This is a genomic window from Novosphingobium olei, from assembly GCF_012927405.1.
Lineage (GTDB): Bacteria > Pseudomonadota > Alphaproteobacteria > Sphingomonadales > Sphingomonadaceae > Novosphingobium > Novosphingobium olei.
The window spans coordinates 705,513-719,053 of the sequence record NZ_JABBGM010000001.1 but is presented as its reverse complement, the minus strand read 5'-3'; the positions used below and the strand labels follow the sequence as shown (position 1 = coordinate 719,053).

Annotated in this window: 13 protein-coding genes; 5 read left to right on the top strand and 8 right to left on the bottom strand. The window is 66.7% G+C overall.

Annotated features, from left to right (window positions below; genetic code table 11):
* Positions 1-28 precede the first annotated feature (28 nt).
* From HHL27_RS03450 to fsa, 6 genes are all read right to left on the bottom strand, one after another.
* Complete coding sequence (locus HHL27_RS03450) at positions 29-781, bottom strand: hypothetical protein (RefSeq protein WP_169491941.1); 753 nt, start codon at positions 779-781, stop codon at positions 29-31.
* Positions 768-2,816 (bottom strand): adenylate/guanylate cyclase domain-containing protein, encoded by a 2,049-nt coding sequence (locus HHL27_RS03445; protein ID WP_169491940.1) that lies wholly within the window; start codon positions 2,814-2,816, stop codon positions 768-770. Before HHL27_RS03445 ends, HHL27_RS03450 begins: the two co-directional genes overlap by 14 nt.
* A 190-nt stretch (positions 2,817-3,006) precedes the next feature.
* Positions 3,007-3,678, bottom strand: coding sequence for a nitroreductase (locus HHL27_RS03440; protein ID WP_169491939.1), 672 nt, complete (start codon positions 3,676-3,678; stop codon positions 3,007-3,009).
* 23 nt (positions 3,679-3,701) lie between these two features.
* Complete coding sequence (locus HHL27_RS03435) at positions 3,702-4,412, bottom strand: nitroreductase (protein WP_240959280.1); 711 nt, start codon at positions 4,410-4,412, stop codon at positions 3,702-3,704.
* A 65-nt stretch (positions 4,413-4,477) separates the two neighbouring features.
* A complete protein-coding gene (gene cobT / locus HHL27_RS03430; protein ID WP_169491938.1) occupies positions 4,478-6,295 on the bottom strand; it encodes a cobaltochelatase subunit CobT in 1,818 nt (605 codons plus the stop codon).
* 99 nt (positions 6,296-6,394) lie between these two features.
* Positions 6,395-7,048 (bottom strand): fructose-6-phosphate aldolase, encoded by a 654-nt coding sequence (gene fsa, locus HHL27_RS03425; RefSeq protein ID WP_169491937.1) that lies wholly within the window; start codon positions 7,046-7,048, stop codon positions 6,395-6,397.
* A gap of 169 nt (positions 7,049-7,217) precedes the next feature.
* Here fsa and purS point away from each other — a divergent pair, with 169 nt between their 5' ends.
* On the top strand, positions 7,218-7,454 hold the full coding sequence (gene purS, locus HHL27_RS03420) for a phosphoribosylformylglycinamidine synthase subunit PurS (RefSeq protein WP_169491936.1): 237 nt from the start codon (positions 7,218-7,220) through the stop codon (positions 7,452-7,454).
* On the top strand, positions 7,454-8,134 hold the full coding sequence (purQ, locus tag HHL27_RS03415) for a phosphoribosylformylglycinamidine synthase subunit PurQ (protein WP_169491935.1): 681 nt from the start codon (positions 7,454-7,456) through the stop codon (positions 8,132-8,134). The genes purS and purQ overlap by 1 nt, the downstream gene beginning before the upstream one ends.
* Before the next feature lie 39 nt (positions 8,135-8,173).
* Here purQ and HHL27_RS03410 read toward each other — a convergent pair whose 3' ends face one another.
* The gene (locus HHL27_RS03410; RefSeq protein ID WP_338114810.1) at positions 8,174-10,537 is read right to left on the bottom strand and encodes a putative bifunctional diguanylate cyclase/phosphodiesterase; all 2,364 of its coding nucleotides are present in this window, start codon (positions 10,535-10,537) and stop codon (positions 8,174-8,176) included.
* 130 nt (positions 10,538-10,667) lie between these two features.
* Positions 10,668-11,081: a nuclear transport factor 2 family protein gene (locus tag HHL27_RS03405; protein ID WP_169491934.1), complete on the bottom strand. Its 414-nt coding sequence runs from the start codon at positions 11,079-11,081 to the stop codon at positions 10,668-10,670.
* Between the two features lie 128 nt (positions 11,082-11,209).
* Here HHL27_RS03405 and HHL27_RS03400 point away from each other — a divergent pair, with 128 nt between their 5' ends.
* The 3 genes from HHL27_RS03400 to HHL27_RS03390 are packed head-to-tail and all read left to right on the top strand — an operon-like array spanning position 11,210 to position 13,539.
* Positions 11,210-12,217 (top strand): NADP-dependent oxidoreductase, encoded by a 1,008-nt coding sequence (locus HHL27_RS03400; protein ID WP_169491933.1) that lies wholly within the window; start codon positions 11,210-11,212, stop codon positions 12,215-12,217.
* A 28-nt stretch (positions 12,218-12,245) separates the two neighbouring features.
* Entirely contained in the window at positions 12,246-12,986 is a 741-nt protein-coding gene (locus HHL27_RS03395) for a glucose 1-dehydrogenase (RefSeq protein ID WP_169491932.1), read from the top strand.
* 13 nt (positions 12,987-12,999) lie between these two features.
* Positions 13,000-13,539, top strand: a complete 540-nt coding sequence (locus HHL27_RS03390) for a VOC family protein (protein ID WP_169491931.1) — start codon at positions 13,000-13,002, stop codon at positions 13,537-13,539.
* The last annotated feature ends 2 nt before the right edge of the window (positions 13,540-13,541 follow it).

Genomic DNA, 13,541 nt, shown 5'->3' with positions numbered 1-13,541 from the left:
CCGGGCGCTTTCGGTCAAGCGCGGCGGTTCAGCCGCCGACGGCGCTGTTGGCCATGACGTCAAGCTGCGCGGTGCAGCCGCTGTCGGCGAGCAGGCTCGCCATGCCGAGCCCGTCGGTCGGCACTTGCGCCAGCAGCTTGATCTTGATCGCCACGGTGCGGCCGACGGGGTTGCGGAAGCCATAGGACTGCCCGTCGATGATCGGCAGCGTGTCGCTCGGCCACAGCTTGAGCGGATTGCCCGCATTCCACGTGACATCGGCGCTGGTGCCATCGGCGCCGGTCAGCTTGCCCATGCCGGTTTCGACTGCATCGGGGCGCCAGAGCACCACCTGGCGCGGATCGGCGACGCAGAAGGTGCCGCCCTTGGTCACGTCCAGGTACCAGATCGAATCCGGCCCGCTCGCCGGCTCGGCGGCAGGAACGGGCGCGCCGCGTACCGCCCCGGTGCGCACGCGGGCGCCGCCCGGAACCGTCGCCATCTGCGCCACGGCCAGCGCGCCAGCCTGATCGCGGCTGACCGCGGCAGTCACCGGAAACGCGCCAGGGCCGTTGAGCACGCGGGTGCCCGACTTGTCGATCACGGTGACATGGTCGCCCGCCTTGAGCGCCAGCGTCCCGCTGGCCGGCAGCTTCTTGCCCATCGGGTACTGCGCGGCCGAAGGTCCGGTCGAGCGCACCACGACGGCCTGCGCCATCGCCGCATGGCCCGCCACGAGCGCGAGCGCGCCGGCTGCGAGGGCAAGGGGCTTGCGGAGCTTGGCAGCATCAACCCAGGGCATGACTTTCTCCTTCGTGCGCTTGTGCAAGGCGGGCGGCAAGATTCGCCAGCGCCCGATCATCCTTAGCGGCTTGCGCGATTCGTTCTGTGACGTTGCGCACCGCCACGCCATCGCCGTTACGGTGAGCCGCGACCAGCTCCTCGGCCAGCGCAGCTTCGCGCGCATCACCGGGCGGCAGCGGCTCGAACACCTCGACCGGGGTTGAGCGGCCGCGCAGCGTGACCGTGCCCATCGGGCGGAAACGCGGCTGGCCGGCACGATCGCTCCCCTGTCCCACGTGCTCCAGCGCCTCGCGGCTGACCAGAACGGTGGTGTCGAGCGTCTTGTTCGCGCCTTCCAGCCGCGCCGCGGTGTTCATCGCATCGCCCAGCGCGGTATACTGGATCCGCCCCTCGCCGCCGAAATTGCCGACGATCGCCTCGCCGTAATGGACGCCGACGCGCGTGCGGCCGATCGGCGGCACGCCTTCGGGCACGGCGCGGCGGAACTCCTCGCCCGCCTGGTACATCGCGATGGCGGCGGCGATCGCGCGCTCGCCATCGTCGGGCTTGGCGAGCGGAGCGCCCCAGAACGCAACCACGGCATCGCCCACGAACTTGTCGAGCGTGCCGCCGTACTGCAGCACCACCGCCGAAAGCCGGTCGAGATAATCGTTGAGCAGGCGCGCGATCATCTCCGGCTCGACCGCATGGGTCAGCTTGGTGAACCCTTCGAGATCGGAGAACAGGCAGAAGATCGCGCGCTTCTCGCCATGCAATTGCAACCGTTCGGGGTTGCGCATGATCTCGTTGGCGATCGAGGCGGGCAGGTACTTGCCCAGCGCCCCCTGCGCGAATTCGCGCTGCGCGGCGTTGAGTGCGCGCAAGGCCGAACTGACCGCCAGGTAGCCGAGCAGCCAGCCCACGAACCAGCCGAACGCCGGCAGGTTCAACGTGTCGAACCCGGCGCGCTGCATCACGAATGGCAGCAGCAGCACGACGCCAAGCTGCACCACCACGAACAGCGAAAGCAGCCATGTGCGCGCCCGGGCCAGTGCGGTCAGCGCGCCCAACCCCACGGCCAGCAGCGCAAAGCCGAGCTTGGCGACCATCGGCACATCGCGCGGCCGCGCATGGTCGAGCACTTGCGCCAGCATCGCGGCATGGATGGCAACGCCGATCGTCTGGGTTTCGCCCATGATGCGCGTGTTGGTGCGGGTGAACGGCGTGTCGAACTTGTCGAAATCGGAAAAGTGCGCGCCGATCAGCACATAGCGGCCCTTGATCTGCTCCTGCGCGAAGGCGGCCGTTTCGGGATCGGCAACGAAGTCGATCGGCAGCTCGTCGAACACCGGCCGGTCGCTCGAAGCGGGGCGTCGGAAGCGGATCGGTCCGGTATAGCCGGTGAAGCGGGAATCGCTCTCGCCGGTCGCCTCGGTCATCGCCATCGACAGCAGCAGCGGCATCCCCGGCTTGCGCGCAGGCCAGCGCCGCGAGACGTTGTCGTAATCGTTGTCAAGCAGGATGGACGCCGGGCGTACGGTCGGCCCGCGCACTGCTGCGATGGTGCGGCGCAGGTCCTGTTCCTGCTCCCAGGTGATGTTCTCGGGGCTCGCCTTATTGGTGGTGAAGGCCAGGAATACCGGCACCTTCACTTGCGCCAGCGCGGCATGGAGCACGGGATCGTCGGCCTGCGGACTGTCCAGCAGCACGTCGACGCCCACCGCCTTTGCGCCCAGCTTGTCGATATTGGCGATCGCCTGCGCCATCATCGTGCGGTCCACGGGCGAGATCTTGCCCGTCTTGCGGTTGGTATCGGGGGTATAGACCACCAGCGTGATGCGCTTGTCGGTATCGACCGCCCGCGCCAGCGTCGCCACGCGCAAGTCGTAGAGCGCGGATTCGGCGTCGCGCAGCAGCGGCAGGCGCCAGCTGACCAGCGCCACCAGCACACCGATCGCCAGCAGCAGCAGCAGGACCGCCACGCGCTGCGGACCGAGCTGGCGCGTGCCACCGGCAAGGCGCTGGCCGATCGGCTGGTCCTGGCTTTCCGGCATCGTCGGCTTTCCCCCTTCCCCAACGCGCGCTTCCCCGGCACGCGTCCCCGCCGCCGGTTATGGACGCGTGCGCGCCCCACGCAAGCGCCATTGGCGCAATGGCGGAGCTAGCGCATTGGCGTCCAAGCGAATTGTACGAAACCGACGTCCGCGGGTGCGGCGCACCGGCGGCGCCGGGGCCGCCTGCAGGTCAGAAGCCTTCGAACCGCACCGCTTCGGACAGCGGCGCGCGCGGCACCGGGAAGGCGTTGATCGGATCGCTTTCGTCGCGCTTGCCGATCGACAGGCCGCAGAAGAACACGTGGTCTTCGGGAATATCGACGCAGGCGCGGATCTGCTTCTGGTAGATCGCCCAGGCTTCCTGAGCGCAGGAATCGAGCCCCTCCTCGCGCAGCAGCAGCATGACCGTTTGCAACCACATGCCGATGTCCGACCACTGCGGCGGGCCCATGTAGCGCGGCGTGTGGACCAGCATCAGGACCGGCGCGTCAAAGGCGCGGAAGTTGGCCATGAAGCGCGACAGGCGGCCCTTCTTGTCCTCGCGCGGGATGTTCAGCGCGGCATACATCGCTTCGCCCACGCCAAACCGGCGCTCGGCATAGGCGCCGTCCAGCTCGGGCGGATAGATGTTGTATTCGGGCGCGTGCGACTTGGTGCCTTCCGGGATCACCTTGGCCGTCTCTGCCACCAGGCGCTTCAGCGGCTCGCCCGCGATCACCACCGCATGCCACGGCTGGGTGTTGCCGCCCGACGGCGAACGCTGCGCCTTTTCGAGCACGCGCTCGATCACCGTGCGATCGATCGCATCGGGCAGGAAGGCGCGGATCGAGCGCCGCGTCTCGACAGCTTGGGAAACGTCCATGGTGTTGTTCCGGTGATTGAAGGTCAGAAGCCCAGGAAGCGGACGTTGCCGTCGACCGGCTCGCGCTCGCGGGGGAAATTGTTCACCGCCTCGTCCTCTTCGCGATAGCCGATGGCGATGCCGCAGAACAGGATGTGGCTCTCGTCCGATACGCCGATGTGCTCCTTGATGAGCCGGGCATAGAGCGACAGGAACTCCTGCGGGCAGGTGTCGAGCCCTTCCTCGCGGGCCAGCAGCATGATCGTCTGCAGCCACATGCCGGTGTCCGACCACTGCGGCGCGCTGTTGCGGCGATCCATGTAGCACACCAGCAGCGCCGGCGCGCCGAACGAGGTGGCATTCTTCTGCATGAACTCCAGCCGGGCGTCCTTGTCGCCGCGGCCGATGTTCATCGCCGTGTACATTGCCGCGCCGACGGCCTGCAAACGGGCCTTGCATTCGGGGATCACTTCGGGATCGGAAAAGCTGTATTCGATCGGGTCCTGCGGCGGGCTCTGCAGGATCTTGCCCTGCAGCGCCTTCAGCGGCTCGCCGGTCAGGATCGTCGCTTCCCACGGCTGGAAATTGCAGCCCGACGGCGCCCAGCGCGCCTTGTCCATGATCCGGCGCAGCACCTCGAGCGGCACCGGCGTATCCTTGAAAGCCCGGATCGAACGGCGCGAAAGGACCGCATCGGAAACGGACATCTGCGTGGCCGCGGCAGCAGGCGCCGCTTCGAGCGTGGCGGTGGACATGACAGGACTCTCCCCCGAAAGGTTGCTTGCGATTTAATTGATCGGTTAAGCGCTTTCGGTCAAGCTCATTCGTCCTCGAACAACCCGGCTAGTTGTTCGACCATCGTGCCGCCCAATTGCTCGACATCCATGATCGTCACGGCGCGGCGGTAATAGCGCGTCACGTCGTGGCCGATGCCGATGGCGACCAGCTGGACCGGGCTCTGCTTCTCGATCCAGTCGATCACGCGGCGCAGGTGCAGTTCGAGATAGCCCGCGCTGTTCACGCTGAGCGTCGAATCGTCGACCGGCGCGCCATCGGAAATGACCATCAGGATGCGGCGGTCTTCCTGGCGGGCGAGCAGGCGGTTGTGCGCCCACAGCAGCGCCTCGCCGTCGATGTTTTCCTTGAGCAGGCCCTCGCGCATCATCAGGCCAAGGTTCTTGCGCGCCCGGCGCCAGGGCTCGTCCGCCTTCTTGTAGACGATGTGGCGCAAGTCGTTGAGGCGGCCCGGCTGCGCGGGCTTGCCGCCTGCGAGCCACTGTTCGCGGCTCTGCCCGCCCTTCCATGCGCGGGTGGTGAAGCCGAGGATCTCGGTCTTCACCCCGCAGCGCTCCAGCGTGCGCGCCATGATGTCGGCGCTGATCGCCGCGATCGAGATCGGCCGTCCGCGCATCGAGCCCGAATTGTCGATCAGCAGCGTGACGACGGTATCCTTGAATTCGACGTCGCGCTCGATCTTGTAGGACAGCGAATGGCCGGGCGAGATCACCACGCGGGCCAGCCGCGCGGCATCGAGCATGCCTTCTTCCTGGTCAAAGTCCCACGACCGGTTCTGCTGCGCCATCAGCCGGCGCTGCAACCGGTTGGCAAGCTTGGAGACGATGCTCTGCAGCCCCTTGAGCTGCGCGTCGAGATAGGCGCGCAGCCGCGTCAGCTCTTCCTCGTCGCACAGGTCGGTGGCGGCGATGACTTCGTCGAACTGCTCGGTATAGGCCTTGTAGTCGAAGGTATCGGGGATGTCGGTCCACTGCCGGTTCGGGCGAGTGGGCAGCATGCCCTCCTCGCCATCGTCGGCCATGTCGGCCTCGGCATCGTCCTCGGCGTCCTCGAGCTGCTGCTCGGTCTCGCTGTCCTCGTCGCCTTCCGAGGTATCGCCGGCGACTTCGCTCGGCTGCTGCTCCTGGTTGTCCTCGCCGCCCTCGGGCTCTTCCTCGCCCTCCTGCTCCTCGTCCTCGCCTTCGTCCTCGTCAGTTTCGGGCTGGTCGATTTCGTCCGAGCGGGTCATCTCAAGATGGCCGAGCATGTCGAGCGCGAGCTTCTGGAACGCCTTCTGGTCTTGCAAGGAATCCGCCAGTGCCGCGAAATCGTCGCCCGCGCGCGCCTCGATCCAGCTGCGCACCATTGCGGTGCCGAGCTGCGCGGCTTCCGGCACCGGTTCGCCCGTCAGCTTTTCGCGCAGCAGCAGCGCCAACGCGGTCGGCAGGGGCACGTCCTCGGGCTTGCCCGCTCGGGCAATCGGATCCGAAGCGACGCGAACGTCGGTTGCCGCGCCGATGTTGCCGCGAATCCCGGCATAGCCCTCCGAGCCGAGCGCTTCGTAGCGGACCTGTTCGATCGCGTCATAGGCGGCGCGCGCCACCGGTTCGGCCGGTGCCCCGGCGCGGTGCACGGCTTCGTTGTGCAGGCGCAGGCGCAGCGCCATCGAATCGGCAAAGCCGCGCGCTTCGGCCACCTGTTCCGCAGGCAGCGAGCGGCCGGGCATCGGAACGCGCATGTTTCCGCCGGACTGGCTGGCGCCATCGGCGGTCCAAGCAACCTCGATTTCCGGCTCGTCGGCAAGCGCCCGCGCCGTTCCGGCAAGAACGGAGCGGAACTGGTCGAGAGGAGTTTCGTCGCGCATCGCTTTACCCTGTGGGTCCGTGCAAGGACGCCAACCCACAGCGGTAACGCGCCTCGCCGAACGAGGCCCCCGCCTGCGCGGGGACGCCCTTCAAGTCAATCAACCAATTGATTGCCCGGTCTTGGCCCAGTCCGCAAGGAAGCCTTCGATGCCCTTTTCGGTCAGGACATGCTTGAACAGCCCCTTGATCACGGCGGGCGGCGCGGTGATCACATCGGCACCGATCTTGGCGCTTTCCAGTACGTGGACGCCGTGGCGGATCGAGGCGACCAGGATTTCGGTCTCGAAGGCGTAGTTGTCATAGATCAGGCGGATGTCGCGGATCAGGTCCATGCCATCGAAGCCGTTGTCGTCGTGGCGGCCGACGAAGGGCGAAACGAACGTCGCGCCGGCCTTGGCGGCGAGCAGCGCCTGGTTGGCCGAGAAGCACAGCGTGACGTTGACCATGGTGCCATCGCCGGTCAGCTTCTTGCAGGTCTTGAGCCCGTCGATCGTCAGCGGCACCTTGATGCACACGTTGTCGGCGATCTTGCGCAGCACTTCGGCCTCACGCATCATCCCGGCATGGTCCAGAGCGACCACTTCGGCCGAGACTGGACCGTGGGTGATCTTGCAGATCTCCTTGGTCACTTCGATGAAGTCCTTGCCCGACTTGGCGATCAGCGAAGGGTTGGTGGTCACCCCGTCGAGCAGGCCGGTGGCGGCGAGGTCTGCGATTTCGGCGGTATCGGCGGTGTCGACGAAGAACTTCATGGAAACTGGTCCTGCTGGGATGGTGCGATTCCCTGCCCCATAGACGCCTTGCGGTGAATTGGGAACGCAAGGCAGCTAAGCAATGCCCGCCAACCTTGCCCTTGCGGCGACTTGGAGGCATAGGGCCGCGCGAGTCCTCCGCACTTGCAGTCCGAAAGGCCCGTTGCCCATGAAAGTCCGCGTTCACGTCAGCCTCAAGAACGGCGTGCTCGATCCCCAGGGCCGCGCCATCCACCATGCGCTGGAAGGGCTGGGCTTTGACGGCGTCAACGATGTGCGCGCCGGCCGCCTGATCGAGCTGGACGTGGCCGACACCATCGCCGACGAGGCGCTTGACGAAATGTGCCGCAAGCTGCTCGCCAACATGGTCATCGAAAACTACCGCATCGAAAAGGTTGCCGCCTGATGCCTTTCACCGCGGCCGTCATCACCTTCCCCGGATCGAATTGCGACCGCGACATGGCGGTGGCGATCGAGGAGATCAGCGGCGGCACCGTGCACCGCGTGTGGCACGGCGATGCCGCCCTGCCCGATGGTCTCGACCTGATCGCCCTGCCCGGCGGCTTTTCCTATGGCGATTACCTGCGCTCGGGCGCGATGGCCGCGCGTTCTCCGGTGATGCAGGCGGTGGTCGAACAGGCCGGCCGCGGCGTTCCGGTGCTCGGCGTGTGCAACGGCTTCCAGGTGTTGACCGAAGCCGGGCTGCTGCCCGGCGCGCTGATGCGCAATGCCGGCATCCGCTTCGTCTGCCGCGACGTGAAGCTGAAGGTCGAAAACGCCAGTTCGCTGTTCACCTCGGCCTACCTGCCGGGGCAGACGATCACGATCCCCGTGGCGCACCATGACGGTAACTACTACGCCGATGCCGAAACGCTGGACCGGCTCGAAGGCGAAGGCCGCGTCGCGTTCCGCTATCTCGAAGCCTGCAACGGCTCGCAGCGCGACATCGCCGGCGTGCTCAACGAAAAGGGCAACGTGCTCGGCATGATGCCGCATCCCGAGCGGATGATCGAGCCTGCGCACGGCGGCAGCGACGGTCGCAAGCTGTTCGAAAGCGTGCTGCACGGCCTCAACGCCTTGGCCTGACCCGGCGCGCCCGCTTTTGCGGGCGCCCCACCGCAACGCTCAAGCCGCGCCGCGTTCGCGGATCGCTACCTGGTTGAACAGGGCCAGTGCGTCCTTCGCGGCCATCGGGCGGCCGAAGAAGAAGCCCTGCACCTTCTTGCAGCCGAGACGGCGGATCGTCTCCAGCTCCTTCTCGGTCTCGACGCCTTCGGCCGTCGTCGACATTTCCAGGCTGTCGGCCATCGCGACGACCGCGCGCACGATGGCCAGGCTTTCGGCATTGTTCACCGCCGCGCCCTGCACGAAGCTGCGATCGACCTTGATCGTCGAGAAGCGCATCTTGCGCAGGTAGCCGAGCGAGGAATAGCCCGTCCCGAAATCGTCGAGTGCCACCCCGCAGCCAAGCGACATGATCCGCTCGAGCGTGGACTGCGCCGCGGTGCCATCGCGCACGAAAACGCTCTCGGTCACCTCGATCTCCAACCGATGGGGCGCGAGCCCGCTCTGCGCCAGCGCGCTCACCACCACCTCGGCGAAATACGGGTCGAGCAGTTGCTCGCCCGACACGTTGACGGCAACCTTCACGTGGGACGGCCAGTTGCACGCCTCGATGCAGGCCGTGCGCAGCACCCATTCGCCGATCGGCACGATCAGGCGGGTATCCTCGGCAAGCGGGATGAACTTGGCCGGGCTGACGAATCCGTGTTCGGCGCTGTTCCAGCGCAGAAGGGCCTCGAAGCTCACCACCTGCTCGCTCGCGGCATCGACCACGGGCTGGTAGTGCAGCGCGAATTCGCCGCGTTCGAGCGCGCGCCGCATCGAGAATTCGAGCTGGCGCCTTTCCTCGGCGTGGGCGTGAAGCGAAGGCTCGTAGGTGCAGTGCTGCCCGCCGCCTTCGTCCTTGGCGCGATAGAGCGCCAGGTCGGCGTTGCGCATCAGCGTCTCGACCGTGGCGCCGTCGCGCGGGCCGATCGCCGATCCGACGCTGGCGCCGACATAAAGCGTGTGGTGATCGATCTCGTAGGGTTGCGACAGGGTGTAGATCACTGCCTGCGCCACCGCATGCAGGCGCTCTGTATCCGATGCATCGCGGATCACGATGGCGAACTCGTCGCCGCCAAGCCGCCCGCAAAGCTCGTTCTCGGTCATCAGCGCCTTCAGCCGCTCAGAAACGCGCGCCAGCAGCTGGTCGCCCACGAGGTGGCCCAGCGTATCGTTGACGGCCTTGAATCGGTCGAGGTCGATCATCAGGAAGGCGCAGCGCGTCCGCCACTGAGCCGCCGCCGTCATGGCAGCGCCCAGCGTCTCGGTGAGCATCATGCGGTTGGGCAAGGCGGTCAGCGTATCGTAGCGCGCCAGGTAGGCGATCTTCTCGCTGCTTTCGCGCTGCTCGGTCACGTCCGAGCCCACGCCCCGGAAACCGGCGAACGTGCCGTTGTCGTCCACCTTGGGCGATGCGGAAAGCTCCCACCAGCGGTGCTGGCCATGCAGCGTCACCCGCACCAGCAGGTTGGAAAAGCTTTCCCGCCGCTTCAGCTTTTCGGCCAGGTCGTGGAGCGAGGAATCGAAGTGGCCGCTTTCCCACGATGGCCCGGCGACGAGCTGGATCAGAGGCTTGCCTTCCAGGTCCTCGGGATCCTGTCCCAGCGCGAAGGCGAAGCGCGGCGATACTGATCGCACCCGGCGCGCACCATCCACCTGCCACAGCCAGTCGGCCTCGCCTTCCTCGAACTCGCGCAGCAGCAGCGAAACGACCTCGCTCTTCTCGGCGATGTTCGCCTCCGCCACCTTGCCCCCCAGGAACGTGCGCGCCGCCTCCAAGCTGCCGACCGCAACAATGATCGAGAAGGTCAGCGCGACGAACGCGGCGACGAGGTTGCCGCCGAGGGCAAACGTGGCAACCCCGGCCATTCCCAGGATTGCACAGAACAGGACCGCTCCCAGTGGCGCGGCGGCAAAGGCGACCGAGGTGCCGGCCATCAGCAGCGCCATGATCGCCCACACCGTCATGCGCTGCGTTTCGCTGCAGAACGGCCCGAACCCGGCCATCGGCACGATCCACACCAGCGCCAGCGCCACCGTGCTGACCGTCTGCTGGTGCACTTCGCGTCGGGCCATGCGGCGGCGGTCGGCATCTTCCAGGCTGCGATCGAAGCGCACGCCATAGATCAGCGTCGCGATCACCAGCGCAACCCAGCCGATCAGCAGCGCGAGATGGATCGTCCCGGCGAGCGCCTGCACGGTCAGCAGCGCGGCAAGGACATGGGCAGCGAGCCGCGCCGGGGTCAGCCGCGCCAGGCTGGAATACTGCAGCCCGCGCAGCCTTCCCCAGTCGCCGTCGCCGGGTTCGGTAACGCCAAGGACGGCCAGCGCCGGCAGCTTTTGCGGCAGCGCCGCGGGGCTCGTGTCGGGAATCCTGCTCACTCTGCCCGACTAGGTGAAAACCCTTTCGCAATCGTTGCAGTCGCAGCGCCGCCCGGAGCGGCATCGCAACCGATCCGGCGGAAAACAAACGGCTTTCCAGCCGCTTGCCGTTCCTTGTTGCCTCGCCGGCTCAGGCGTTGGCGACGGCAGCCGCCTTGGCGGCACACGCAGCCACGATCGGCGCGGGATCGTAATAGTAGGGCTTGATCTCGCAGACCTTGCCGTCGCGGAAGCGGAAAAGTTCGCACAGTTCGGCCGGAGCGAGCGACGGGTCGGCAAACTGGAACGACAGGATCGTCACCGCATGGTCCTTGCCCGCGCAGGTTTCGACGATTTCCAGCCCGGCAACGTCCATCATGCCCATCACCGTGGTGAACAGCTCGCGCAGCGCGTTCTTGCCGCGATAGACGCCCTTCATCGGCAGCGTGTCGGCTTCGCTGACGAAGAAATCGTCGGTCAGCATCGTCGCCACCTTGTCCCAGTCGCCCGCGCCGCTGGCGGCATAGAGATCGACGACGAACTGCTTGATGTCTTCCGGGGTCATGGCCCTCACCTCTCCTGCGCGCCGCCGGTGCGGCTCCCGTGTCGCACCATCGCCGATTTGCGCGCGTGCCCGAACCTAGCCCAATGGCTAGCGCCCCCCACGTGCGCCATGCTCTATGCCGCTTGCCCATGGGAGATATACGCCAGATCGTGCTGACCCGCCGCCCTACCGGCGTGCCGGTCCCCGAAGACTTTGCGCTTGCCAGCGCACCGATGCCGCAGCCCGGTCCGGGCGAGATTCTCGTGCGGATGCGCGTGTGCTCGTGCGATCCGGCCATTCGCGGCTTCCTCGATGACCGGCCAAGCTACCTGCCGCCGGTTGCGCTGGGCGCGCCGATCAACGGCATGTCGCTGGGCGAAGTCGTCGAATCGAACGATCCGGCATGGCCCGTCGGCACCCTCCTGCGCACGATGGCCACGTGGTCGGAATACTATGTCATCCGCGGCGATGCGCTCGGGCTGGAAAAGGTCGACGCAGCGCCCGGTGTGCCGCTGCAGCACTACATGGGCGCGCTTGGCCCGGTGGGCCTTACCGCCTGGGTCGGCCTGTTCGAAATCGGCAAGGCAAAGCTCGGCGAAACCGTTCTGGTCAGCGCCGCTGCGGGTGCGACCGGCAGCACCGTGGTGCAGCTGGCGAAGGCGGCCGGTTGCCGCGTCATCGGTCTTGCCGGCGGCCCGGCCAAGGCGCAGGTCGTGCGCGATCTTGGCGCCGATGTCGCCATCGATTACCGCGCGGTCGATGATCTCGCCGCCGCGATCGGCGAAGCCGCGCCCGACGGCATCGACGTCTATTTCGACAACGTGGGCGGTGAAACGCTCGATGCCGTGCTGCCCCTGATGCGCCTGCACGGCCGCATTGCGGTGTGCGGCATGGTGTCGCAGTACAACGATGCCGATCATCCCCACGGCAACCGCAACCTGTGGCAGCTGGTCGTCAATCGCCTGACCATGCGCGGCTTCATCACCTACGACCATCCCGAAGTGCTGGGCGAAGCGCAGGCCACGCTCGACAGCCTGTTTGCCAGCGGAAACCTGACACCGCTTGAAAATTTGCGCTCCGGCCTTGAAAAGCTTCCCGAAGCCTTCATCGATCTGATGAGCGGCCGGACGACGGGCAAGACGCTGGTCCTGATCTGAACGTCCCGATCTTGAGCAGGAGAGCACGATGGCGCGGCTTGCAGGCAAACTGGCGTTCGTAACCGGCGCCGCTTCGGGCCTTGGCGCGGCCATTGCGCGCGCCTATGCGGCAGAGGGCGCGCAGGTTGTCGTGGCAGACATCGACGAGCCGGCCGGAACCGCGCTCGCGACCGAACTCGGCAATGCCCAGTTCGTGCGGCTGGACGTCACCTCTGAACAGTCGTGGGCCGAAGCGGTCGCGCCGTTTGCGCGGATCGACGTGCTGGTCAACAACGCCGGCATCACCACGCTCGGCTCGATCGAGGAATGCACCGTGGCGCAGTTCCGCCACGAACTGGACATCGACGTGATCGGCGTGTTCATAGGCATCCAGGCCGCTCTGCCGAAAATGAAGCAGCACGGCGGCTCGATCATCAACATGTCCTCGCTCGCCGGGGTGAGCGCTTCGGCCAATCTCGTGGTCTACAACGCTGCGAAGGCGGCGGTCACGCTGATGACCAAGTCGTGCGCCCTGCACTTTGCGCAAAGCGGCTACCCGATCCGCTGCAACTCGATCCATCCGGGCGCGATCCACACCCCGATCATCGACAAGGTGCTGGCCCAGTCCGACGATCCCGACGCGTTGTACGCAAGCTTCGTCGCCACCCACCCGATCGGCCGCCTGGGCAAGCCGGAGGAAATCGCCGCGATCGCGGTCTATCTCGCCAGCGATGAAAGCGCCTTTGCCACCGGCGCCGAATTCCGCATCGATGGCGGCGCCTCGATCTGATGAAGGTCGGCTGATGCAGCAGGCGCACAGGCGGCCGATCCGGCAGGTCGCGTACTTCTGCGACGACGTGCGCGCAGCGGCGCGTGCACACCATGCCGCGTTCGGATCGGGTCCGTTCTTCGTCGCCGACAACATCCCGCTGGCCCGCGCCGTCCATCGCGGCACCGAACGGCTGCTCGATCATTCGAGCGCCTATGGCCAGTGGGGCGATGTCATGGTCGAATTCGTCCAGCAGAACAATTCCGGCCCCTCCCCCTTCCATGACCTGTTCCCGGAAGGGTCTGGCCGCCATGGCCTGCACCACGTGGCGCTGTGGGTGGACGATGTCGATGCCGAAATCGCCCGCTTCGCTGCGGCGGGCGCGCCCTGCGCGTTGCGCGCCGAAATGAACGACGGCTTCGTCTTCGCCTTTGCCGACACCACCGCCACGCTCGGCCACATGACCGAGCTTTACGCCCCCGTCCCCAGCCTGACCGGCTTCTACGCCATGGTCGCGGAGGCTGCGGCAAGCTATGACGGCGGCGAACTCATCACCACCATCGCCTTTTCCTAGTC